Source organism: Pseudomonas sp. ANT_H12B (genome assembly GCF_008369325.1).
Classification (GTDB): domain Bacteria; phylum Pseudomonadota; class Gammaproteobacteria; order Pseudomonadales; family Pseudomonadaceae; genus Aquipseudomonas.
Window position 1 is genome coordinate 1 of sequence record NZ_VOBI01000006.1, and the last position, 22,803, is coordinate 22,803.

A 22,803-nucleotide genomic window follows, 5' to 3' on the forward strand; every position below is an offset into this window, starting at 1 on the left:
TTCCGTGGTGACCTGGCGTTCAGCGTTCCAGGTTACCGAATATGGCGCAGCGGACGGGACTCGAACCCGCGACCCCCGGCGTGACAGGCCGGTATTCTAACCGACTGAACTACCGCTGCGCGTAACACTGAATGCGAATGGTGGGTGATGACGGGATCGAACCGCCGACATTCTGCTTGTAAGGCAGACGCTCTCCCAGCTGAGCTAATCACCCTTCACGTTCGGTGTGGCGCGCATTCTACGGAGCGACCCAACCTCTGGCAAGCACTTTTTAAATTAATTTTCTCAGGCCTTCCAAAGGCTTAGAGAAGGGTTGGCCTATGGCACCGCTAAGAGAATAATGCCCCCCTTTGTATATAAGGAGAGACTCACCCCATGTGGTTCAAAAACCTGCTTATCTATCGCCTGACCCAAGATCTGCCTTTTGATGCCGAGGCGTTGGAAACTGCACTGGCCACCAAACTGGCGCGTTCATGTGCAAGCCAGGAGTTGACCACCTACGGTTTCGTTGCGCCGTTCGGCAAAGGCGAAGACGCTCCGCTCGTGCACATCAGCGGGGATTTCCTGCTGATTGCCGCCCGTAAAGAAGAACGCATTCTGCCAGGCAGCGTCGTGCGCGACGCCGTGAAGGAAAAGGTCGAAGAGATCGAAGCCGAGCAAATGCGCAAGGTCTACAAAAAGGAACGTGATCAGATCAAGGATGAAATCATCCAGGCCTTCCTGCCGCGCGCCTTTATTCGTCGTTCATCGACTTTCGCTGCTATCGCGCCGAAACAGGGCCTGATCCTGGTCAACTCGGCCAGCCCGAAACGGGCCGAAGACCTGTTGTCCACCCTGCGTGAAGTCATCGGCACGCTGCCGGTACGTCCGCTGACCGTGAAAATGTCCCCGACTGCGACCATGACTGAATGGGTCACCACCCAGAAAGCCGCGGACGACTTCTTTGTGCTGGACGAGTGCGAACTGCGCGACACCCACGAAGACGGCGGCATCGTGCGTTGCAAGCGCCAGGACCTGACCAGCGAAGAAATCCAGCTGCACCTGAGCACCGGCAAAGTGGTCACTCAGTTGTCGCTGGCCTGGCAGGACAAATTGTCGTTCATGCTCGACGACAAGATGACCGTCAAGCGCCTGAAGTTCGAAGATCTGTTGCAGGATCAGGCGGAACAGGACGGTGGCGAAGAAGCCCTCGGCCAACTGGACGCCAGCTTCACCCTGATGATGCTGACCTTCGGCGACTTCCTGCCGGCGCTGGTTGAAGCGTTGGGCGGCGAAGAGACCCCGCAGGGGATCTAAATACTGGTGACATCTACTGTGGGAGCGAGCCTGCTCGCGAGACGGACGGACAGTCGGCATCAATGTTGAATGTTATGACGCTTTCGCGAGCAGGCTCGCTCCCACATTGGTTTGCGGTGCTACTTAATAAAAAGGATCAGGCCATGCGCGCACTGGCTGCATTAAGTCGTTTTGTCGGCAACACCTTCGCTTACTGGGTACTGATTTTCGCCGTCGTGGCGTTCCTGCAACCGACCTGGTTCATCGGCCTGAAGGGCGCGATCGTGCCACTGCTGGGTCTGGTGATGTTCGGCATGGGCCTGACCCTCAAACTCGAAGACTTCGCCGAAGTCGCTCGTCATCCGTGGCGCGTGGCGTTGGGCGTGGTTGCGCATTTCGTGATCATGCCGGGTGTGGCGTGGTTGCTCTGCCAGGCGTTCCACTTGCCACCGGAAATCGCTGTCGGCGTCATCCTGGTCGGCTGCTGCCCAAGCGGCACCTCGTCGAACGTGATGACCTGGCTGGCCCGCGGCGATCTGGCGCTGTCGGTGGCCATCGCCGCCGTCACCACCCTCCTCGCCCCGCTGCTGACTCCGGCGCTGATCTGGCTGCTGGCCTCGGCGTGGTTGCCGGTGTCTTTCATGGAGCTGTTCTGGTCGATCCTGCAAGTGGTGCTTTTGCCGATCGTACTCGGGGTGGTTGCCCAGCGTTTGCTCGGTGATCGAGTTCGCCACGCGGTGGAAGTACTGCCGCTGATCTCGGTGGTGAGCATCGTGATTATCGTCACGGCGGTGGTTGCCGCCAGCCAGGCGAAGATTGCCGAGTCCGGCCTGCTGATCATGGCCGTGGTGATGCTGCACAACAGTTTCGGCTATCTGCTGGGTTACTTCACCGGGCGTCTGTTCAAGTTGCCATTGGCCCAGCGCAAATCCCTGGCCCTGGAAGTCGGCATGCAGAACTCCGGGTTGGGCGCCGCGCTGGCCAGTGCGCATTTTTCGCCACTGGCGGCAGTGCCGAGTGCGTTGTTCAGCGTCTGGCACAACATCTCCGGCGCGCTGCTCTCGACGTATTTCCGTCGGATGAGCGAAAAAGAAGATCGAGAAACGGCGGCCCAGCAGGCCGCCGACTGATCCGAAAACTTGATCCCCGGGTTAATGATGGGCACTCTATTGCGCAACGCGGGGACGACCTCGCGGCTCGATCGAGTCATTAATCTGGGGACGACCCCGTCAATCGATGGAGGTCTCCCATGTCCTGGATCATTCTGTTTTTCGCCGGTCTGTTCGAAGTTGGCTGGGCCGTCGGCCTGAAATACACCGATGGCTTCAGCCGCCCTCTCCCCACCGCATTGACGGTTGCCGCCATGGCCATCAGCCTTGGTTTGCTGGGCCTTGCCATGAAGGAATTGCCGCTGGGCACCGCCTATGCAATCTGGACCGGGGTGGGGGCAGTCGGGACGGTGATCGCTGGAATCATTTTGTTTGGTGAGTCCATGGCGCTGTTCAGGCTTGCCAGTGTGGCGTTGATTATTGCCGGATTGGTTGGGCTCAAGGTCAGCACTTAGGCCACTGACGCTATCGCGGGCAAGCCCGGCCCCCACAGGTTTTGCGTGGCACCACACATTGTGGACACACCATCAATCCCTGTGGGAGCCGGGCTTGCCCGCGATGAGGCCAGCACAATGTCACCGCTTATCTAACGGCCCCACGCAAATCCCCCACCAACGCCTGCAACTTCGCCGGCTCCGCCACCTCAACCGCTACCGCCGGCCCCGCCACCAGCGTCACCCGCGACCACAACCGACGAAACATTCCCTTGTCCGGATCGCGACTGAAAAAACTCCCCCATAACCCCTGCAATGCCAGCGGAATCACTGGCACCGGCGTCTCTTCGAGAATCCGCGTCAATCCACCCCTGAACTCGTTGATCTCGCCATCAGCCGTCAACTTACCTTCAGGGAAAATACACACCAATTCGCCGTCCTTCAGATATTGGGCAATTCGCGTGAAGGCTCTTTCATAAATCTGAATGTCTTCCTGGCGCCCCGCTATCGGAATCGTCCCGGCCGTGCGAAAGATGAAGTTCAGTACCGGCAGGTTGTAGATTTTGTAGTACATCACAAAGCGAATCGGCCGACGCACCGCGCCGCCAATCAGCAAGGCATCAACGAACGACACATGATTGCAAACCAGTAACGCCGCACCCTCATCGGGAATCAGCTGCAGATTGCGATGCTCCACGCGGTACATGGAATGGCTGAGCAGCCAGATCATGAAGCGCATGCTGAACTCGGGGACGATTTTGAAGATGTAGGCATTGACGCCGATGTTCAGCAGCGACACCACCAGGAACAACTGTGGGATCGACAGCTTGACCATGCTCAGCAAAACGATAGAGACAATCGCCGAGACCACCATGAACAGCGCGTTGAGAATATTGTTGGCGGCAATCACCCGCGCCCGCTCGTTCTCGGGGGTGCGCGACTGGATCAGCGCGTACAGCGGCACGATGTAGAAACCGCCGAAAATTCCAAGCCCCAGAATATCGATCAGCACCAGCCAGGTGTGGCCAAAACCAAGGATTTCAATCCAGCCATGGCCGTCAGCGCTGTCTGGAATACCACCGGAATGCCACCACAACAGCAAACCAAACACCGTCAGACCGAACGACCCGAACGGCACCAGACCGATCTCGACTTTACGTCCGGAGAGTTTCTCGCAAAGCATCGAACCGAGTGCGATTCCGACCGAGAACACCGTAAGAATCAGCGTCACCACGGTTTCGTCTCCGTGCATCCACTCCTTGGCATAGGCCGGGATCTGCGTCAGATAAATCGCCCCGACAAACCAGAACCACGAGTTGCCGACAATCGAGCGCGACACCGCCGGGGTCTGACCCAGGCCCAGCTTCAAAGTGGCCCAGGACTGGCTGAAAATATTCCAGTTCAGGCGCATCTCCGGCGATGCGGCTGCGGCGCGAGGAATGCTGCGGCTGGCCAGGTAGCCGAGCACTGCAATTGCGATGATCGCCGTGGAGACGATGGGCGCGTAATGACTGGAGGACATCATGATCCCGGCACCAATGGTCCCGGCGAGGATTGCCAGGAAGGTGCCCATCTCCACCAACCCGTTGCCGCCCACCAGCTCCTCCTCATGTAAGGCCTGGGGCAGGATCGAATACTTCACCGGTCCGAACAGCGCCGAGTGCGTGCCCATGGCAAACAGCGCCACCAGCATCAGTGACAGGTGATCGAACATAAAGCCGACAGCACCGACCGCCATGATGGCGATTTCCCCGAGCTTGATCAGACGGATCAACGCGTCCTTGGCGAACTTTTCCCCGAACTGTCCGGCCAGCGCGGAAAACAGAAAGAACGGCAGGATGAACAGCAGCGCACACAGGTTGACCCAAATCGAACGGTCACCGTCGATGGTCAACTTGTACAAAATGGCGAGGATCAACGACTGTTTGAAGATGTTGTCGTTGAAGGCCCCGAGGGACTGTGTCACGAAAAACGGCAGGAAGCGCCGGGTGCGAAGCAAGGTGAACTGTGAGGGGTGACTCATCTTCCGTGTGTCCCTGATTTGCATGAAGAGTGGCATGGAGAGTGGCGTGGATACAGTGATTGGAATGTCAGACGTCGATCCAGGCCACACATTACCTAATCTTTGCAGGTTATTTCTTTAATCCTGCTATGCACGGCGAGACAAACAACTCGCCCCGCCACGCGCCCTGCACCGTCCGTTTGGCGACGATCAACCACATCACGGCCAGCAACGCCACCAATACGCAACCGAAGACACTAAAAAACGTCAGGCTCAAGGTGCTGGCCAGTTTCAACGTTGCCAAAGAATAGACACCCAACGGGAACGTGAAGCCCCACCAGCCGAGATTGAAAGGGATGCCGGCGCGCAGGTAACGCAGGGTAATGAGCACAGCTATCAGCATCCACCACAGCGCAAATCCCCAAAGCGTAATCCCGGCCACCAGCCCCAACCCGGCAGCGATCTCACCGATACCCGGCAACCCGTTGGCGGCGAAGATTGCCGGCGCATCGGCGCCCAGCAGCAACATGCCCAGTGCCCCGGTGCCGATCGGCCCGAGTGCCAGCCAGCTGGAGGCAGCCATGTTTTCGTGGGGCAGTTTATGCAGTGCCATGCGCAGCAACAGAATTGTCAGAATGCTGAACGCCACCGGTAGGGAAAATGCCCAAAGCACGTAGCTGGTGACCAGCATCACCAGTTGCGAATGGGCATCGGCCAGATGTGGCGCCAACAGACCACCGCTGGCGGCCGCCACTTCCGCAGCCACCACGGGCAACAGCCAAACGGCAGTCATCTGGTCGATGCTGTGTTCCTGGCGGGTAAACATCAGGTAGGGAATCAGCACGCCGCAGGCTACAGACATCGCCACATCCAACCACCACAGCACTTCGGCGACCTGAATGACGCCCTCGCCCCAACGCGGTAAACCGAACACCAGAAGACCATTGATGATGGTCGCCAGGCCCATGGGGATGGTGCCGAAAAACATCGAAACCGTGGAGTGGCCGAAAATCCGCCGCGCCTCTTCGAAAAACAGCGTCCAGCGCGCCGCATAGACAGCGGTGAACAAGACAAACAGGACGATATTGAACAGCCAAAACGCTTCACCAATCGCGTGCAGACCGGGGCTCGCGACAGGCAACTGAGCCAGCGCCAACGCCAGCACGCCGGTGCCCATGGTGGCGGCGAACCAGTTCGGGGTGAACTGGCGAATGACTTCGCGCGGGTGCTGCAAATGAGTGAAAGGTTTAAATCCGGTTGTAGCGCTAGTGGGGCATGGCATGGCGAACTCCTGTCCTCTGTTGAGGTGGAATTCATGGTAGAGCCGAATCGAATATCTATATAACGGGTAATATCTCTAACTGTTATCTGTTTTACAGATATATGCCATCCAAAGAAATGGCGACCCCAAGGCTAGCGATCATCCAGCATCCGCGCTACAGACTTTGACAGACCGTTGACGCATCAACCCGAACAGCGCCACCACAGACAGCATGATCAACACCGCGCCATAACCATCAGTGGTTGCCACCAACCCGAAGCTCCGCGTCAGGTTTCCGGCCAGCAACGACGGCAGACAGAACGCCAGATAGCTGAGCACTAAAAACGCCGACATCAACCCCGCTCGCTCGTGCGGCAAGGCCAGCGGCACGACGCTGCGCAAGGCCCCGAGGAAACCGGCGCCGAAACCGCAACCGGCCACCAGCGTCCCGATAAAAAACAGCGACAGGCTGGCGCTGTGGACCGCCATCAGAATCAGCGCAACACCCACGGGCAACAGGCTGGCGCCCAACCGCAAGACCTTGTCGGCCGGTTGATTGCGCAAGGTGTAGATCATCAACGCGCCCGTCACCGTCAATACGGCGACGGTGGCGCCGCCAATCAGATTCGAGGTCGATCCGGTGGCCGTCCGGACCAGAGACGGCGCCAGGGAAGCGTAAAAACCACCCAACGCCCACACCGCGATGTTGATCGGCGTCACCAGCCACAACGCACGTCGCGCCTGATTCGGGACATGCAGGGTCGGACGTAGCGAGGCCCAGGCGCCCGGCTGCGGACTGACGCTTTCCGGCAGACGCCAGACATACAACGCCTGCATCACAAACAGGGCAAGCAGCACCCAATAGGTCAACTGCAACGGCAGCGGCGCGAACTCGGCCAACAAGCCGCAGCCCATGGCACCGACCGCCATGCCCAGCAAGGGTGCAACACTGTTGATCAGTGGCCCTTGCTGGCGATCGGTGTCCAGCAGCGCCGCACTCAATACGGCGGAGGCCATCCCCGTGGCAAACCCCTGAAGCACACGCGCACTGACTAACCAGGCAACATTGTCGGCATTGATAAACATCAGCATTGCCAGCATGTTCAGCAACACGGCGGTAAAGATCACCGGTTTGCGCCCCAGGTAATCGGAAAGCGAACCGACCGTGAGCAGCGCCGCGAGCAGGCTGATGGCGTATACGCCGAAGATCAGGGTCAGGATTGCCGCCGAGAACTGCAGGTGTTCCTGATACAAGTGATACAACGGTGTGGGCGCCGTGGAAGCGGCGAGAAAACTGAGTAAGGTGATCGCCAGAAACCCCAGGCGGGACCGATTAGAAATAGAACTGGACATGCGACACCCTCCGCAAAAGCTAACATTTTGCTTTTGCGGAGTGTGCTACTGGCCTGCGCTTAAAGCAAATTCTTTGTGTTAAGGTCCGATACATGGCTATTAAAGAAGGTTTACGCCCTGGCGGTCGCAGTGCCCGGGTGCAAGAGTCGGTTCATTCGGCAGTCGGTGATCTCCTCGAAGAACAGGACCGCGCCACCGTGACCGTCCCGCAAATCGCCGCGCGCGCTGGCGTCACACCGTCCACCATCTACCGCCGCTGGGGCGATCTGTCGGTGTTATTGGCGGATGTCGCCCTCGCCCGTATGCGCCCGGAGAGCGAGCCGGCCAATACCGGCAGCCTGCACGGTGACGTGCGCGCCTGGGCGGAGCAATATCTGGACGAAATGAGTTCAGAGCCCGGTCGCAACATGCTGCGCGATGTGCAATGCAGCACCACACCAGCCGTTTGCGCGACGATCATTGGCGGGCAGTTGCAGACGATTCTGGATCGTTACCCCGATCAGCCGAAGCCGAGCGTTGATCGACTGATCAACCTGGTGGCGGCGCCAACGGTGTTTCGCCTCCTGTTTTCAGCGGCGCCGCTGGAGGTTGAGGAACTGCATTGGTTGATCGAGACTGCGCTGAGTCAGTAATGCCGCCATCGCGAACAAGCTCCCACAGGTTTCGTGTTGACCGATGATTCGGGTACGACACGAAACCTGTGGGAGCGGGCTTGCCCGCGAAGAGGCCCGAGAGTCCCCTGAAAATCCAACTGATACAAAGCCTGCGACACCCCGCCACGCCGCGACCTTGGTCGACACTGACTAACTTGGGCCATCGTGCGAGACTGTCTGACCGGGCGCGAATCCCGGGTGTCTTTTGTCTGGAGTTCCCATGTCGCTGTCCAGCGGGCTGATCGCCGCCGTCGCCCTGGCCTATATGGCCATCATGTTCGCCATCGCCTTCTACGGTGACCGTCGCAGCACACCGTTGCCACCGCGGGTGCGCGCGTGGGTGTACAGCCTGTCGCTGGCGGTCTATTGCACCAGCTGGACCTTTTTTGGCGCCGTAGGCCAAGCCGCCGAACAACTCTGGTCTTTCCTGCCGATCTACCTCGGGCCGATCCTGCTGCTGGTGTGCGCGCCGTGGGTCCTGCAAAAAATGGTGATGATCAGTAAACAGGAGAACATCACCTCAATTGCCGACTTTATCGCTGCGCGTTACGGCAAATCCCAGTCGCTGGCGGTGGTGGTGGCGCTGATCTGCCTGGTCGGCGTGCTGCCCTACATCGCGCTGCAACTCAAAGGCATCGTGTTGGGGGTGAACCTGTTGATCGGCGCCGGTGCCGACGCTATGGGTACTCGCGCCCAGGACACAGCGTTGATCGTATCGCTGGTACTGGCGCTGTTCACCATCGTCTTCGGTACCCGCAACCTCGACGCCACGGAACACCACCGCGGCATGGTGCTGGCGATTGCGTTCGAGTCGCTGGTCAAGCTGTTTGCGTTTCTCGCCGTCGGCGCGTTCGTCACCTACGGCCTCTACGACGGTTTCGAAGACCTGTTCGACCAAGCCATGCTCGCACCGCGTCTCGAAGAATACTGGAAAGAAACCATCAACTGGCCCTCGATGGTGGTCCAGACCGGCGTGGCCATGATGGCGATCATCTGCCTGCCCCGGCAGTTCCATGTGACCGTGGTGGAAAACATCGACCCCCAGGATTTGCGCTTGGCCAAATGGGTGTTCCCGGCCTATCTGGCGCTGGCTGCATTGTTTGTAGTACCTATCGCCCTTGCCGGTCAGATGATGCTGCCCAGCTCCGTGCTGCCGGACTCTTTTGTCATCAGCCTGCCCTTGGCCCAATCCCACCCTGCCCTGGCGATGCTGGCGTTCATCGGTGGCGCATCGGCGGCGACCGGCATGGTCATTGTCGCGAGCGTGGCGCTGTCGACCATGGTCTCCAACGACATGCTGCTGCCGTGGTTGCTGCGTCGCAATAATGCCGAGCGGCCGTTCGAAGTGTTCCGCCAGTGGATGTTGTCGGTACGCCGAGTGAGCATCGTGGTGATTCTGTTGCTGGCCTATGTCAGCTATCGCCTGCTGGGCTCGACCGCGAGCCTGGCGACCATCGGCCAGATTGCCTTCGCCGCCGTGACCCAATTGGCCCCGGCCATGCTCGGGGCGCTGTACTGGAAACAGGCCAATCGCCGCGGCGTGTTCGCCGGTCTCGCTGCCGGCACGTTCCTCTGGTTCTACACATTGATTCTGCCGATTGCGGCGCATAGCCTCGGTTTGTCACTGAACAGTTTCCCAGGCCTGGCCTGGCTGCACGGCAACCCGCTGAACCTGCCGATCACCCCGCTGACCCAAGGCGTGGTGCTGTCGCTTGCCGGTAACTTCACGCTATTTGCCTGGGTTTCGGTCCTGTCGCGCACCAGGGTTTCGGAACACTGGCAGGCCGGCCGTTTCATCGGCCAGGAAATCAGTGCCCGGCCCAGCGCCCGCTCGATGCTGTCAGTGCAGATCAACGATTTGCTGCAACTGGCCGCGCGCTTTGTCGGTGAAGAGCGCGCCCGTCAGAGCTTCATCCGTTTCGCTTACCGCCAAGGCAAAGGCTTCAACCCGAACCAGAACGCCGACGGCGAATGGATCGCCCACACCGAACGCTTGCTGGCCGGTGTGCTCGGTGCCTCTTCGACTCGGGCGGTGGTAAAAGCCGCTATCGAAGGTCGGGAGATGCAACTCGAGGACGTCGTCCGAATCGCCGACGAAGCCTCAGAGGTGCTGCAATTCAACCGGGCGCTGTTGCAAGGAGCGATCGAGAACATCACCCAAGGCATCAGCGTGGTCGACCAGTCGCTGAAACTGGTGGCCTGGAACCGGCGCTACCTGGAGCTGTTCAACTACCCGGACGGTTTGATCAGCGTCGGCCGACCGATTGCCGACATCATTCGCTATAACGCCGAACGCGGATTGTGTGGCCCCGGCGAAGCTGAAGTGCACGTCGCCCGCCGCCTGCACTGGATGCGTCAGGGTCGCGCTCATACCTCCGAGCGGTTGTTCCCCAATGGGCGGGTGATCGAGCTGATCGGCAACCCGATGCCGGGCGGCGGCTTCGTCATGAGTTTCACCGACATTACTGCATTCCGCGAAGCCGAGCAGGCGCTGACCGAGGCCAACGAGGGCCTGGAACGGCGGGTCACCGAGCGGACCTACGAGCTGTCGCAACTTAACGTTGCCCTGACCGAAGCCAAGGGCACCGCCGAGTCGGCCAACCAGTCGAAAACCCGTTTCCTGGCTGCCGTCAGCCATGACTTGATGCAACCATTGAACGCCGCGCGACTGTTTTCAGCCGCCCTTACCCATCAAGACGACGGCTTATCCGGTGAAGCGCAGAAACTGGTGCATCACCTCGACACTTCGCTGCGCTCGGCCGAGGACCTGATCAGTGACTTGCTGGACATTTCCCGCCTGGAAAACGGCAAGATCAACCCTGATCCCAAGCCGTTCGTGCTCAATGAGTTGTTCGATATCCTCGGTGCCGAGTTCAAGGCCCTGGCCCGGGACCAAGGGCTGAAGTTCCGCGTCCGCGGCAGTACCTTGCGGGTCGATAGCGACATCAAGCTGTTGCGGCGGATCTTGCAGAACTTCCTCACCAATGCCTTCCGCTACGCCAAAGGGCCGGTGTTGCTTGGCGTTCGCCGGCGGTCGGGCGAGCTGTGCCTGGAGGTCTGGGACCGTGGCCCCGGCATTCCGTTAGATAAACAGCAGGTGATTTTCGAAGAGTTCAAACGCCTCGACAGCCATCAGACGCGCGCCGAAAAAGGCCTGGGGCTGGGGTTGGCGATTGCCGATGGATTGTGTCGCGTGCTGGGTCATACGCTGCGGGTACGTTCCTGGCCGGGTCGAGGCAGCGTATTCAGTGTCAGTGTGCCGTTGGCCAAGGCGCAAACCGCGACACCCGCGAAAGTCGCCGAACTCAACGGCAAACTACTCAGCGGTGCGCAGGTGCTGTGCATCGACAACGAAGACAGCATCCTGATCGGCATGAACAGCCTGCTGACCCGTTGGGGTTGTCAGGTCTGGACGGCGCGTAACCGCGATGAATGCGCGGCGCTGCTCAGCGAAGGAGTCCGCCCGCAACTCGCGTTGGTGGATTACCACCTCGACGATGGCGAAACCGGAACCGCGCTGATGGCATGGTTGCGAACCCGATTAGGTGAGCCTGTCCCAGGTGTGGTGATCAGTGCCGATGGACGGCCGGAGACAGTAGCCCAGGTTCATGCGGCGGGCCTGGATTACCTGGCCAAACCGGTGAAACCGGCGGCACTGAGAGCGTTGTTGAATCGGCATTTGCCGTTGTAATGCGCGAGGATTGAATCTTGCGGTGGCGTGACCGCCACCATCGCGGGCAAGCCCGCTCCCACAGGTTTCTGTGTGGTTGCACAAATTGAGTGAACAACATACAAGCGGGCTTGCCCGCGATGTTTTTCGGGTTACTCCGGCAACTCGGCCAACCCGTCCACATCCGTCATCGCCCGCTCCAGCAGATCCGCCGGCAGGCTCTTGCTCGCTCGCGCACCGAGCAGCTTGAGCTGCTCACTGCGGCTGACCAGGTTGCCACGCCCTTCTGTCAGCTTGTTGCGCGCCGAGCTGTAGGCTTTGTCCAACTGCTGTAGGCGATTGCCGACTTCATCCAGATCCTGAATGAACAACACGAACTTGTCGTACAGCCATCCCGCGCGCTCAGCGATTTCCCGGGCGTTCTGGCTCTGGCGCTCCTGTTTCCACAGGCTGTCGATGACTCGCAAAGTTGCCAACAAAGTGGTTGGGCTGACGATCACGATGTTGCGGTCGAACGCCTCCTGGAACAGCGTCGGTTCAGCCTGCAACGCGGCAGAAAAAGCCGCTTCGATCGGTACGAAGAGCAAGACGAAATCGAGGCTGTGCAAACCGTCGAGACGCTTGTAATCCTTGCCGGCCAGGCCTTTGACGTGATTGCGCAGGGACAGTACGTGCTGCTTGATGGCGATCTGGCCGATGGCATCGTCTTCAGCGGCCACATATTGCTGATAGGCCGTGAGGCTGACTTTGGAATCGACCACCACCTGCTTGTCGCCCGGTAGATAAATGATCACGTCCGGCTGGAAACGCTCACCGTCCGGGCCTTTGAGATTGACCTGGGTCTGGTACTCGCGCCCCTTCTCCAGCCCTGCGTGCTCAAGCACTCGCTCAAGAATCAGCTCGCCCCAGTTACCCTGGGTTTTCTGCCCTTTCAAGGCGCGCGTCAGGTTGGTGGCTTCGTCGCTCAGGCGCAGGTTCAGCTGTTGCAGCCGCTCCAGTTCCTTGGCCAGGGAAAAACGTTCGCGGGCTTCAGCCTGATAGCTTTCCTCGACACGTTTTTCAAAGGACTGGATGCGTTCTTTCAACGGATCGAGCAACTGACCGAGGCGTTGTTGGCTGGTTTCGGCAAAGCGCTGCTCACGCTCATCAAAGATCTTGCCCGCCAGCTCCGCGAATTGCGCACGCAGCTCGTCTCGCGAGCCTTGCAGGTCGCTGAGACGCTGCTGATGGCTTTCCTGCTGCTCACGCAGCTCGGCGTTGAGCGAGGCAGCCTGGGCGTCCAGGCGACGCAACTCAGCCTCTTTACCGGCGCGTTCGAGATTCCAGGCATGGGCGGCATCGCGGGCATCATCGCGTTCGATCTGCAGCAATTCGACTTCACGGCGCACGGCGGCCAGGTCTGCTTGCCTGGCTGCGTTGGCCTGGCCCAGATCAGCGATTTCATCGCGGCAAGCTTCGAGTTGGACATTCAATCCATCCTGAGCCAGATGGGCTGTGGCCAGCCGCTCTTCCAGCAGCGCAGCCTCTGACTGCGTAGCGCTTGTTCGGCGCTGAAGTTGCCAGGCCAGTACCAGTAACGGCAACGCAGCGCCCGCCAGACCGAGCAATGCGCTGGTCAAGTCCATAGCCATAGCCACTCCTGCCAATGAAATAAAGCTTGAAGGTTAACCAAGGCGTCAGGTCTTGGACAGCTCAGTCTTCGATCAGACCCAGTTCCTGTTGGGCGCGCCGATCCCCGGCCCGTGCGGCCTGACGCAAAAGGTCCTGGCCAATCCGGCGATCCCGCGCATTGCCGCATTCGCGGCACATCAATTGGCCGAGACGGCTTTGCGCGGCCACGACTCCTTCACGGGCCGGTTGCTTGAGCAGCCGTCCGGCGAAGTGTTTGACGTTGGTGTTTTCACCCAGGCGCGGGCTGTCCAGCAACCACTCTGCCACGCGCATTGAAAAGCGCTTGGGTGGGGTCACACTGGAGGATGTCGAGGTAGCAGAGACTGATACTGAGCGAAACTTCATAAAGCACTGTGGGGCAGATCGGAAGGCGCGCCACTCTACTCTTTTTTTCTTACAGGTAAAGCCTAAAAAAACCCTGCACGCCCGTCCTAGAGCAAGCGCTCGGGACAATCCACAGAAGCTGTGGATAACTCAGTGGACAACCGCCCTTGAACTCTCGAAAAGCCCTATGGAATGGGGCTCGCAGTCAAACTGACGATTTTTTCACCAGTAAAAAAAAGCGATGTTTTTCATTGACTTAAATTTTGGTTACAGGCACCCACTGCGCTTGAAGGGAAGATGACAGTGGGGTGACAAGCTGCGTAACTTATGTGCACAAGTACCTTCGAGGCAGTTATATCGATGCACTTTTTCGGCGCATTTTTTGCCTGAGTCTGGGGATAAACCTTGGCAAACCCGTGATTCAGGCTTGTCCGGGCAGATGAACGTCGACTACCAGCGGTCGGATTTTGTGCTATTACAGTGCGGTCGGTTGGGCGCAGCCTTACCCAGGATGCCGATGGGCAGGCACTTCAGCGATCTTTTTTGCTAACACACTTCCCTTCTGCAATTCAATCCGTTAGTATCCGCAGCGTTAGTACCAAGCTGAAAGTCAATTCAGGTCGAACAAATCCCCCCGGTCAGCCTTCCCAATGGAAGCCTCCACCGACAAAGCGGGATCGACCACCTCGATGGTTTCCAGGTAAACCTTGCGCCAACACAGCCTTTGAATCGAAAGCAAAGGGTGTTGCCAGGATCACTTACTCTGACCGAACCAACCTGCAGATTGATCAGGATCTTCACCCCGGGCCCAGAACCTTTGCCCTTGATGTGTTGCCTGCCCTCCTAAGTACCTACCTGCCAGCCCAAGCGCGCCAATTTATCAGCGCTTCAAACTGGCTGCTTTGTTCCAGTCGGGTTCTTCGTTCGACCAACGGTGGTCGACGTCACTGGAACGTTTTAACTTTGCACGGTTCTTATCCGTGTCGCTTGTAGGAACACCAATGACTATGTCTACTCAAATCCACACTCAGGATGCCATTCGCACCCTAACCAACGCTTTTGCACCAATGAACTGCCTGATCATGGCCGCTCGCAAAGGCTGCTTCAGCTTCACCCTGGTCAACGAACACGGCATCGCTCGTCACAGCGAACGCCTGTACCCCGATCAATACTCCAGCGCAGAGCCGCTGCAGGCCGTGATCGAGCGTACCCGTCAGGCACTGGTTGCCTGATACGCCAGAAGACTGAAAACCTCAAAAGCCCTGCTCAAAAAGCGGGGCTTTTTATTGCCCGATATTTCACTTTTCACTTCGTCCGCTTAAGCACAAACCGATATAACGGTTATAACTCGCAGCCGGAAATATTTTAAAAACAGGCCTTTACGTCGCGAATATGACACTACACTTCAACTCAAGCGGCTTAATCCGCTTCCGGCGAGCCTGAGTCGATCCACTGCTGCCAAAGCCCCTTCAGGTGTCGCCGCCCATTTCACGTTTCGAGGGTTTTATGGGTATCGCTGCCAGCGAACTGTGCCGTTATGTGATCCGTCCGACATTGATCTATCTCGGGTGCCATAGCGCTACTGCCGAATCCCTGCTGCTAGGCATCGCCGCCAGCCAGTCAGCCCTTGGTACCGCCCTGCATGACCGCCGTGGACACGGCCTGTACCGAATCGCCGAACCCCGTCACCAGGCACTCTGGGACCATTACCTGGCACTTGACCCGGAACGCGCAAGCCTGGTCCGCGGGCTTGCCAGCCAGCATGCTTTCCTGAGTGGCCCGCACCTCGAATTGACCGTAAACCTGCGTTACGCCACAGCCATCGCCTGGCTGCTGGTAGAAGAACAGAACACCCCCCTCCCCAAAGCAGACGACTTGCTCGGAATGGCACGCATCTGGCGTCAGACCTTCCAGCCCCAAGGACGCCTGAGAGACTTCACCTATGCATGGCAAACCTGTGTTTCATCGCTGAATCAGGTCGCCTGCTGATCCGCCATTTTCAGAAGATCGCACAACAGGTCGCGAATCTGGTTGGATTGTCCTACAAAACCGCTCTAAATCAAGCCATACAGCCTATAGCGCTGGGACGAAAATGTTGGTAATTTTCGCCCCGGTGATCATCAGGAGTTCTAATAATGAAAAAAGTAATGCTCAAAACCACCCTCAGCCTCGCCGTTACCTTGGCATCCACCCAAATCTTCGCAAGTGGCTTTGCCCTCAACGAACAAAGCATCAGCGGGATGGGTACAGGTTTTGCCGGGCGATCCTCATCTGCCGATGACGCATCCACCATTTTTGGCAACCCTGCCGGCATGTCTCGCCTCAAGCGCGAACAAGTGACCGGCGGTGTTGCATTTATCGATGCACACACTGACATCAGTGATGCCAGCTCCCGCCCGAATAGTGGTACCAACAAAGGTGACATGGTCCCTTTCATGGGCGTGCCCATGGGCTACTACGTAAAGCCAATCGATGACCACTGGGCATTCGGCTTCGGCGTGTACGCTCCATTCGGCCTGGTGACCGATTATGAGACCGGCTTTGCCGGCCGTTACTTCGGCAGCAAGAGCGAAGTCAAGATCGTCACCCTCCAGCCAACCGTCAGCTACGCCTTCAACGACAAGGTTTCCATCGGTTTCGGCCCGACCATCAACCGCATCGACGGCAAGCTGGAATCGAACCTGTCGCTCGACCCGCGCGCACCGGATGGCGAAGTCAAGATCAAGGGTGACGATACTGCGCTGGGCTACAACGTCGGTATCCTGGTTCAAGCCACCGACAGCACCAGCGTCGGCCTGACCTACCACTCGAAAGTGAAGTACAAGCTCGAGGGTGACACCAAGGTCAACTACGCCCTGCTCGGCCCACTGGGGAACCAGAAGTTCGACGCTTCGCTGGACATCACCACCCCTGAATCGGTCGACTTCTCGGTTACCCACAAACTGGACGACCAGTGGACCCTCTACGCAGGCAGCACCTGGACTCGCTGGAGTCGCCTGAAAGAAATATCCGTCGAGAACGAAGGCGTTCCTGCCCCTCTGGCCGCACGCGGCTTCGGCACCATCACCGAAGAGCAGAACTGGCACGATACCTGGGCTCACGCTATTGGCGCGTCCTACCAGTTGAACAAGCAATGGGTACTGCGTACCGGTCTGTCCGTTGACCAGGCGCCGACCAACAACGAAAACCGCTCCCCACGCATCCCGACTGGCGATCGCACGATCTTCAGCCTGGGTGCCGGCTGGAGCCCGACCGACGACCTGACCATCGACGTGGCGTATTCGTACCTGCATGAAGAGTCGGTCAAGGTCAACGACAACAACGGCCGCCAGGCCTACGACGCCAAGTATGAAAACTCTGCGAATGGTTTCGGTGTTGGCGCGACCTACCGCTTCTGATGACTCACGGCGAGGCTGAACCTCTCGCCGCCTGAATCAAAAAGCCCTGCAAGTTTACGCTTGCAGGGCTTTTTCGTTTTCAGACGCAGGACCTGTGATGAGTCGTACAGGCGATGATTCAGTGAGTCACGGACGCCTGTTCTTCCATTTTCTGGCGCAGGCTCAGGGGGCGCATATCGGTCCAGGTTTCTTCGATGTAAGCCAGGCATTCCTTTTTCAGGCCGCTTTTGCCGACGGTGCGCCAGCCTTTTGGCACGGCTTTGTAGTCGGGCCAGATCGAGTATTGCTCTTCGTGGTTGACCACGACCTGAAAGAGGATGTCCTCGCGGTCGAATACTGACGTCATAGTGTCTCTCCATCGCTGTAGGGTGGGCTGCACTGCGTGCGCAGCCGGTATGTAGAAAGAACGTTCGAGTTGCCGAAAAATTTAGAGACTGGCTGTTGCAGCCGCCATGGCCCTGCCGAAAATCTCGGCCACCCGATCGATTTCTGCAGAGCTAATCACCAGCGGCGGCAGGAAACGCACCACGCCACCGTGGCGTCCACCCAACTCCAGGATCAAGCCACGCTTGAGGCATTCGCGCTGAACCAACGGCGCCAGACACCCGAATATGGGTGGGTGGCCCAGAGCATCCAGCGCCCCCGCCGGATCGACCAGTTCAACACCGAGTATCAAACCGCGACCACGAATGTCGCCCAGTTGCGGGAAGTCCCTCTGCAGGATGCGCAGGTGTTCGCTCAAGCGTTCGCCCATGGCAGCGGCGTGCTCGCAGACCTTGTGTTCAATCAGGTAACGCATCACTGCGGACCCCGCGGCCATGGCCATCTGATTGCCACGGAAAGTCCCGGCATGGGCACCGGGCAGCCAGGTGTCGAGCCAGTCGCGGTAGACCACCACCGCCAGCGGCAGACTGCCGCCGATGGCTTTGGACATGACCACCACATCCGGAATGATCCCGGCATGCTCGAAGGCGAACATCTTGCCGGTGCGCGCAAAGCCACTCTGAATTTCATCGACAATCAGCGCCACGCCCGCCTTTTCGGTGATGCGTCGCAAGCCGCGCAACCAGTCGAGATCGGCCGGGATGACCCCACCCTCGCCCTGCACCGCCTCAACGATCACCGCCGCTGGCAATTGCACGCCGGCCTCGGGATCATTGAGCAGGTTTTCCAGGTAATTCAGGTTGACCTGCACCCCTTGCGCACCGCCAAGCCCGAACGGGCAGCGGTAATCGTAAGGATACGGCATGAACTGCACGCCACTGCTGAGCAAGGCACCCAAAGGTTTTTTCGGCCCCAGACTACCCATCAGGCTCAGTGCGCCCTGACTCATGCCGTGGTAACCGCCCTGGAACGACAACACGGTGCTACGCCCAGTGGCGGTGCGCACCAGTTTCAGCGCGGCTTCCACCGCGTCGGTGCCGGTAGGGCCGCAGAATTGAATCTTGGCTTCAGCGGCCAATGCCTGCGGTAACAGGCCGAACAGATCCTGGACGAATTGATCCTTGACCGGGGTCGTCAGGTCCAGCGTGTGCAGCGGCAGTTCATCAATCAGCACTTGCTGAATGGCTTCGATCACCACCGGGTGGTTATGCCCCAGGGCCAGGGTGCCAGCGCCGGCCAGGCAGTCGATGAAACTGCGGCCTTCGACGTCTTCGACATAAATGCCCTTGGCGCGCTTGAGTGCCAGGGGAATGCGTCGCGGATAGCTGCGGGCATTCGATTCCTGCTGGCTCTGACGGGCCAGCAACGGCGACTCATTGAACTGGTAAAGCGTCTCGGCAGGCGTCGGGGCAACCCGGGCTGGCTGATCTTCGATAAGGCTGGTAGCGACTGACATCTCTCGACCCCTCAATACGCTGTTGATAGTGACCAAAACTGCACACCGGGCAGGTGCGCGTTCCGGTCACGGGGCGCACTTGCAGGCTTTACTGTTCTGGAAACGCATCAGAGCCTCAAGGATTTAGACCCCCCACCGGCTTTCTATGAAGGTGGCGAAAGTCCTTTGTGCATGGGGATGGCATGAAGCCCCGCGATCACAAAGGTCTGGGCGCAGGGCTGATAACCCAGATGAAGGTAAAACGCTTCGCTGGTCCGGGTGCTATTGAGCTGTGCCTGATGCAAACCCTGATCGATCAACCAGCCTTCAAGGTCATGCACCAACGCCTGTCCGGCCCCCCGGCGAAACCATTCCGGCTGCACATAACAGAACGCGACCTTGCCGCTGATTGCAGCCATGGCGACACCGACCGGTTTGTCCTGTAACAGGGCGATGTTCATATACAACCGCTGGTCGGTCAGCCAGGAGCCTATGTGTTCGGCGGTTTTGTTATGGGTCCAGGCCGCGACGATTTTCGCATCATTGCGGTGGTCGAGCGCGCAGCCTACCCGGATGGACCGCTCGACAATCCGGCTGATAATGCCGGCATCGGCAGGCGTTGCGGGGCTGATGTGAATTGATGCATCCATAGCGCTGTTACCTCAGTCCATTGAGTCAAAGCTGCCGTGGACGATAGCGCTGTGGGTGGAGGGAGGCTAATGGAGAGAAGTAACTTTTGATGTAGAACCCCTGTGGGAGCTTGCTCGCTCCCACAGGGAATTGGTGATGCTTGTCAGACCGGCTGCAACGGCATGCTCAGCTCAACCCGCAATCCATCCGGCCGGCTGTCGAACTGCAAGGTACAGCCGCAGCGCTGGACGATGGCCTGGACAATCGCCAGGCCGAGGCCGCAGCCGGTGCTCTGGCCGTTGCGCCAGAAGCGTTGAGTCAGGTGTTGCAGATCGTCTTCGGCAATGCCAGGCCCGTGGTCGCGAACCACAAACTGCACGCGGTTGCCGGTGGTTTCCAGACTCAACTCCACGGCCCCGTCGTCCGGAGTGTGACGCAGGGCGTTGTCCAACAAATTGCGCAGCGCGGCAATCGACAGCACGGCGGGCATTTGCACCGGTGCGTGAGAGAGCTTCGCCGGCACCTTGAACTTGATCCGCTGACGATCGCCACTGCCTGCGTCCTGGATCGCCAGTTTCGCCACTTGTTCGGCGCTGCATTGCACGCCGTCATCGAACGACAGACTGCCCTCGACTCGCGCGAGCAACAGCAATTGCTCAAGCGTGCGATGCAGACGATCAGCGCCCTCTTCGGCTCTGGCCAGGGACTGGTCCCGCGCCGTGCCCTCGGTCATGCGCGCCACTTGCAGATGGGTCTTGATCGCCGTCAACGGGCTGCGTAATTCATGGGCCGCGTCACCGGTCAGGCGGCGTTCACGCTCGATGGTTTTGCCGATCCGTTGGAACAACTGATTCTGGGTGTCCAGCAATGGTTGCAACTCGCTGGGCAGCGGCTGGATCTGCAAGGGCTCAAGGGAGTCGGCGCTGCGACGCATCAAGGCGTCACGCATGCGGTTGAGCGGCGCCAGCCCCTGGCCGATACCCAGCCAGAGCAGGCACAGACAGCCAAGCAATGCCACACCCACCGGCACCGAAGCGGCCAACAGGATGGACATGTTCAGGGCTTCGCGCTCGATCTGCCGGTCGGCGGTGGTGATCCGCAGATCGCCGCGAGCCAGGGTAAAACTGCGCCAAGGCGCACCGTCGATCATCTGGTCGTGGAAGCCCATTTTCTCGGCCTCCAGGGTTTGTTGCGGGTCGGTGTGACTGCGGGCAAGGATTTCGCCTCGCAACGAGCTGACCTGACACGCCATTCCGCCCGGAATGTTCAATTGTTCAGCACTGAAATGGGTGCCCTCGCCTTTGCTCGGCAACGCCGGCAATTGCTCCATGAGGCCGGCGACCATGCGCGCCGACGCCACCAGTCGCTGGTCGAGGGAAAACATCATTTGATTGCGCAGGTCGCTGAGCATCCAGGCCGCAGCCAGGGCCCAGATCAGCGCAAAAGCGGCGCCGAGTGTCAGACTCAGGCGCAAACGCAGGCTCATCACTTCGATTGTTCTCCGCCATCGGCCGGCCCCAGGCGATAACCCAGGCCGCGCACAGTCTCGACAATCCCGTTACCGAGTTTGCGCCGCAGGTGATGGATATGCACGTTAAGGGCGTTACTTTCCAGTTCGTCGTTGAAACCGTAGACGCTGTCTTTGAGTTGCTCGGTAGACAGCACCCGGCCACGGTTGTGCAGCAAGGCCTGCAACAGCGACTGCTCACGGCGCGACAAGTCCACCGGCTGGCCGGCGAGCATGGTCTCGCGACTGCTCGGGTCATAAGTCAGCGCGCCGTGTTCGATCAGGTTGACGCTGCGCCCCGCTACCCGTCGCAACAGGGTATGCAGGCGCGCCGCCAGTTCACGCAGGTCGAAAGGCTTGAGCAGATAGTCGTCGGCGCCGGCTTGCAGACCGTCGACGCGGTCGGTAACCGAGTCCCGGGCCGTGAGGATCAGCACCGGCAACTCAAGGCCGTTGTGGCGTAACTGTTGAAGCAGTTTGAGTCCATCTTCGTCCGGCAGTCCGAGGTCGAGCACCATCACGTCGAATTCGGCCACCTTGAGCATCGCCCGGGCAGCCGAAGCGGTAGCGACATGCTCCACGGTCAGGCCTTGGGCAGTGAGCCCGGCGACAATGCCGCTGGCGATCAGCTCATCGTCTTCGCAAACCAGTACGTGCATGGGAGCTCCGTGAGCAAAAACGCGAGTCAAACAGATGTAGATTAAGCGGCAATTATGGCAAGCGCTTTGCCTGACGAGAAGCAGGGCTTTCGTTCAGTCGTCGCCACCTGTCAAAGGGGATTGAATGATCTCATGATTATTTGACCAAGCCTCCCTTGATTGAGATTGAACCACACGGTTTCAATCCGAAACAAACAACCCCGCAAAACCGTACAGAACAAAAGCGCATTGGCGTAATCTAAATCCGGCTTTAACGCACCGCCCAATAACTTTCATAATTGACGCTTTTCAATTATTGAACAACTTATTCATCTGAAAGGATTCAGACCATGCCAACACTTAAAAATTTTGTTGCTGTCGATTGGCGCTCGGGGCCAGATCGCATTTACTTTTTCTTCAAGGACACCGGCACCTATACACGCTTTGATATTGGTGACAACAAAGTTCCTGAGGGATATCCCGCCACCGTCAATGGAAACTGGGGCAGTTTCGACAAACATGTCAAAGATCTACGCTTTGGGTTCACGACGACCAACATTGATCCCTGGGGTGGCAATGCTCCTGTAGCTGGACACGATATTTTATGGCTGTTTTATTACGAAGGTGATACACCCATGGTCTGTCGATACGATCAGAATCTTGACGAAGTAAACAAAACCCTTCGCGTTAAAGACTCGGTGTGGCAGCTGATACTTCCTTATTTTGACCGTATCGTTGCCGGTACTTGGTGGCAAGTTTTCGGCAGGCCGAAACTATTCAAATTCCTTATGGATGACGGGCACTACTTGTTCGTGGATCTTCTTGCAAAGCAGAAGGTATTCCGTAAGCAGATCACCCAGGAGTCCTGGCGTGGACTGGACAACTACAAGCACCGAATCATAACGGCCGCACAAAACGACCACCCACTGTTTGACAAGTACTACTACATCTTTCTGACCAATAACGAATACATAAAATACGACATCACTAACAATCGGGTGGCGACTGGCCCCCGAAAAATCGATGACGGCTCTTGGCCAGGACTGTTACGAGACTGAA

The 22,803-nt window shown here is 58.7% G+C and carries 19 protein-coding genes and 2 tRNA genes; 9 read left to right on the forward strand and 12 right to left on the reverse strand.

Translation table 11 applies throughout. The features are described from left to right. Positions 1-42: 42 nt before the first annotated feature. A tRNA-Asp gene (locus tag FQ185_RS11110) sits at positions 43-119 on the reverse strand. Between the two features lie 19 nt (positions 120-138). Then, a tRNA-Val gene (locus tag FQ185_RS11115) sits at positions 139-214 on the reverse strand. A 161-nt stretch (positions 215-375) separates the two neighbouring features. On the opposite strand from FQ185_RS11115, the gene rdgC reads away from it, so the two are divergent. The 3 genes from rdgC (at position 376) to sugE (ending at position 2,839) form a co-directional block, all read left to right on the forward strand. Next, positions 376-1,296, forward strand: a complete 921-nt coding sequence (rdgC, locus tag FQ185_RS11120) for a recombination-associated protein RdgC (protein ID WP_149417478.1) — start codon at positions 376-378, stop codon at positions 1,294-1,296. Positions 1,297-1,439: 143 nt separating this feature from the next. Further along, a complete protein-coding gene (locus FQ185_RS11125) occupies positions 1,440-2,405 on the forward strand; it encodes a bile acid:sodium symporter family protein (protein WP_149417479.1) in 966 nt (321 codons plus the stop codon). A gap of 119 nt (positions 2,406-2,524) precedes the next feature. Further along, on the forward strand, positions 2,525-2,839 hold the full coding sequence (gene sugE, locus FQ185_RS11130) for a quaternary ammonium compound efflux SMR transporter SugE (protein WP_149417480.1): 315 nt from the start codon (positions 2,525-2,527) through the stop codon (positions 2,837-2,839). Positions 2,840-2,966: 127 nt separating this feature from the next. Here the strand turns inward: sugE and FQ185_RS11135 are convergent, their stop codons facing one another. The 3 genes from FQ185_RS11135 to FQ185_RS11145 form a co-directional block, all read right to left on the reverse strand. Then, positions 2,967-4,841: an MFS transporter gene (locus FQ185_RS11135; RefSeq protein WP_149417481.1), complete on the reverse strand. Its 1,875-nt coding sequence runs from the start codon at positions 4,839-4,841 to the stop codon at positions 2,967-2,969. 109 nt (positions 4,842-4,950) lie between these two features. After that, the gene (locus FQ185_RS11140) at positions 4,951-6,102 is read right to left on the reverse strand and encodes a TDT family transporter (protein ID WP_149417482.1); all 1,152 of its coding nucleotides are present in this window, start codon (positions 6,100-6,102) and stop codon (positions 4,951-4,953) included. 138 nt (positions 6,103-6,240) lie between these two features. Then, complete coding sequence (locus FQ185_RS11145) at positions 6,241-7,434, reverse strand: MFS transporter (protein ID WP_149417483.1); 1,194 nt, start codon at positions 7,432-7,434, stop codon at positions 6,241-6,243. Between the two features lie 92 nt (positions 7,435-7,526). Between FQ185_RS11145 and FQ185_RS11150 the strand changes: the two genes are divergently transcribed. After that, entirely contained in the window at positions 7,527-8,066 is a 540-nt protein-coding gene (locus FQ185_RS11150; RefSeq protein ID WP_149417484.1) for a TetR/AcrR family transcriptional regulator, read from the forward strand. Positions 8,067-8,307: 241 nt separating this feature from the next. Continuing rightward, complete coding sequence (locus FQ185_RS11155; RefSeq protein WP_149417485.1) at positions 8,308-11,778, forward strand: PAS domain-containing hybrid sensor histidine kinase/response regulator; 3,471 nt, start codon at positions 8,308-8,310, stop codon at positions 11,776-11,778. Positions 11,779-11,909: 131 nt separating this feature from the next. On the opposite strand, the gene rmuC is transcribed toward FQ185_RS11155, so the two are convergent. Both rmuC and FQ185_RS11165 read right to left on the reverse strand, forming a co-directional pair. Continuing rightward, positions 11,910-13,274, reverse strand: a complete 1,365-nt coding sequence (gene rmuC, locus FQ185_RS11160; RefSeq protein ID WP_178113528.1) for a DNA recombination protein RmuC — start codon at positions 13,272-13,274, stop codon at positions 11,910-11,912. A 175-nt stretch (positions 13,275-13,449) separates the two neighbouring features. After that, on the reverse strand, positions 13,450-13,773 hold the full coding sequence (locus FQ185_RS11165) for a sel1 repeat family protein (protein WP_149417487.1): 324 nt from the start codon (positions 13,771-13,773) through the stop codon (positions 13,450-13,452). A gap of 986 nt (positions 13,774-14,759) precedes the next feature. Between FQ185_RS11165 and FQ185_RS11175 the strand changes: the two genes are divergently transcribed. The 3 genes from FQ185_RS11175 to FQ185_RS11185 all read left to right on the forward strand — a co-directional run bounded on the left by FQ185_RS11175 (position 14,760) and on the right by FQ185_RS11185 (position 17,150). Next, the gene (locus FQ185_RS11175; protein WP_007898912.1) at positions 14,760-14,984 is read left to right on the forward strand and encodes a hypothetical protein; all 225 of its coding nucleotides are present in this window, start codon (positions 14,760-14,762) and stop codon (positions 14,982-14,984) included. Positions 14,985-15,258: 274 nt separating this feature from the next. Then, complete coding sequence (locus FQ185_RS11180) at positions 15,259-15,741, forward strand: hypothetical protein (protein ID WP_149417488.1); 483 nt, start codon at positions 15,259-15,261, stop codon at positions 15,739-15,741. 146 nt (positions 15,742-15,887) lie between these two features. Next, entirely contained in the window at positions 15,888-17,150 is a 1,263-nt protein-coding gene (locus FQ185_RS11185) for an OmpP1/FadL family transporter (RefSeq protein WP_149417489.1), read from the forward strand. 118 nt (positions 17,151-17,268) lie between these two features. Here the strand turns inward: FQ185_RS11185 and FQ185_RS11190 are convergent, their stop codons facing one another. The 5 genes from FQ185_RS11190 to FQ185_RS11210 form a co-directional block, all read right to left on the reverse strand. After that, positions 17,269-17,496 carry an MbtH family protein gene (locus tag FQ185_RS11190; protein WP_149417490.1) on the reverse strand — a complete coding sequence of 76 codons (228 nt, stop codon included), beginning with the start codon at positions 17,494-17,496 and terminating at the stop codon, positions 17,269-17,271. An 81-nt stretch (positions 17,497-17,577) separates the two neighbouring features. Then, a complete protein-coding gene (locus FQ185_RS11195) occupies positions 17,578-18,990 on the reverse strand; it encodes an aspartate aminotransferase family protein (protein ID WP_149417491.1) in 1,413 nt (470 codons plus the stop codon). Positions 18,991-19,133: 143 nt separating this feature from the next. Then, positions 19,134-19,619 carry a GNAT family N-acetyltransferase gene (locus FQ185_RS11200; protein ID WP_149417492.1) on the reverse strand — a complete coding sequence of 162 codons (486 nt, stop codon included), beginning with the start codon at positions 19,617-19,619 and terminating at the stop codon, positions 19,134-19,136. 143 nt (positions 19,620-19,762) lie between these two features. Then, a complete protein-coding gene (locus FQ185_RS11205; protein WP_149417493.1) occupies positions 19,763-21,088 on the reverse strand; it encodes an ATP-binding protein in 1,326 nt (441 codons plus the stop codon). Continuing rightward, entirely contained in the window at positions 21,085-21,765 is a 681-nt protein-coding gene (locus FQ185_RS11210) for a response regulator (protein ID WP_149417494.1), read from the reverse strand. The genes FQ185_RS11205 and FQ185_RS11210 overlap by 4 nt, the downstream gene beginning before the upstream one ends. Before the next feature lie 329 nt (positions 21,766-22,094). Here FQ185_RS11210 and FQ185_RS11215 point away from each other — a divergent pair, with 329 nt between their 5' ends. Then, the gene (locus FQ185_RS11215; RefSeq protein ID WP_149417495.1) at positions 22,095-22,802 is read left to right on the forward strand and encodes a hypothetical protein; all 708 of its coding nucleotides are present in this window, start codon (positions 22,095-22,097) and stop codon (positions 22,800-22,802) included. Position 22,803: the final 1 nt, after the last annotated feature.

Excerpts from the sequence above, each read along its gene's own strand:
- rdgC (WP_149417478.1), top strand. The coding sequence starts at position 376 with ATGTGGTTCAAAAACCTGCTTATCTATCGCCTGACCCAAGATCTGCCT.
- FQ185_RS11125 (WP_149417479.1), top strand. The coding sequence starts at position 1,440 with ATGCGCGCACTGGCTGCATTAAGTCGTTTTGTCGGCAACACCTTCGCT.
- sugE (WP_149417480.1), top strand. The coding sequence starts at position 2,525 with ATGTCCTGGATCATTCTGTTTTTCGCCGGTCTGTTCGAAGTTGGCTGG.
- FQ185_RS11135 (WP_149417481.1), bottom strand. The coding sequence starts at position 4,841 with ATGAGTCACCCCTCACAGTTCACCTTGCTTCGCACCCGGCGCTTCCTG.
- FQ185_RS11140 (WP_149417482.1), bottom strand. The coding sequence starts at position 6,102 with ATGCCATGCCCCACTAGCGCTACAACCGGATTTAAACCTTTCACTCAT.
- FQ185_RS11145 (WP_149417483.1), bottom strand. The coding sequence starts at position 7,434 with ATGTCCAGTTCTATTTCTAATCGGTCCCGCCTGGGGTTTCTGGCGATC.
- FQ185_RS11150 (WP_149417484.1), top strand. The coding sequence starts at position 7,527 with ATGGCTATTAAAGAAGGTTTACGCCCTGGCGGTCGCAGTGCCCGGGTG.
- FQ185_RS11155 (WP_149417485.1), top strand. The coding sequence starts at position 8,308 with ATGTCGCTGTCCAGCGGGCTGATCGCCGCCGTCGCCCTGGCCTATATG.
- FQ185_RS11165 (WP_149417487.1), bottom strand. The coding sequence starts at position 13,773 with ATGAAGTTTCGCTCAGTATCAGTCTCTGCTACCTCGACATCCTCCAGT.
- FQ185_RS11175 (WP_007898912.1), top strand. The coding sequence starts at position 14,760 with ATGTCTACTCAAATCCACACTCAGGATGCCATTCGCACCCTAACCAAC.
- FQ185_RS11180 (WP_149417488.1), top strand. The coding sequence starts at position 15,259 with ATGGGTATCGCTGCCAGCGAACTGTGCCGTTATGTGATCCGTCCGACA.
- FQ185_RS11185 (WP_149417489.1), top strand. The coding sequence starts at position 15,888 with ATGAAAAAAGTAATGCTCAAAACCACCCTCAGCCTCGCCGTTACCTTG.
- FQ185_RS11190 (WP_149417490.1), bottom strand. The coding sequence starts at position 17,496 with ATGACGTCAGTATTCGACCGCGAGGACATCCTCTTTCAGGTCGTGGTC.
- FQ185_RS11195 (WP_149417491.1), bottom strand. The coding sequence starts at position 18,990 with ATGTCAGTCGCTACCAGCCTTATCGAAGATCAGCCAGCCCGGGTTGCC.
- FQ185_RS11200 (WP_149417492.1), bottom strand. The coding sequence starts at position 19,619 with ATGGATGCATCAATTCACATCAGCCCCGCAACGCCTGCCGATGCCGGC.
- FQ185_RS11210 (WP_149417494.1), bottom strand. The coding sequence starts at position 21,765 with ATGCACGTACTGGTTTGCGAAGACGATGAGCTGATCGCCAGCGGCATT.
- FQ185_RS11215 (WP_149417495.1), top strand. The coding sequence starts at position 22,095 with ATGCCAACACTTAAAAATTTTGTTGCTGTCGATTGGCGCTCGGGGCCA.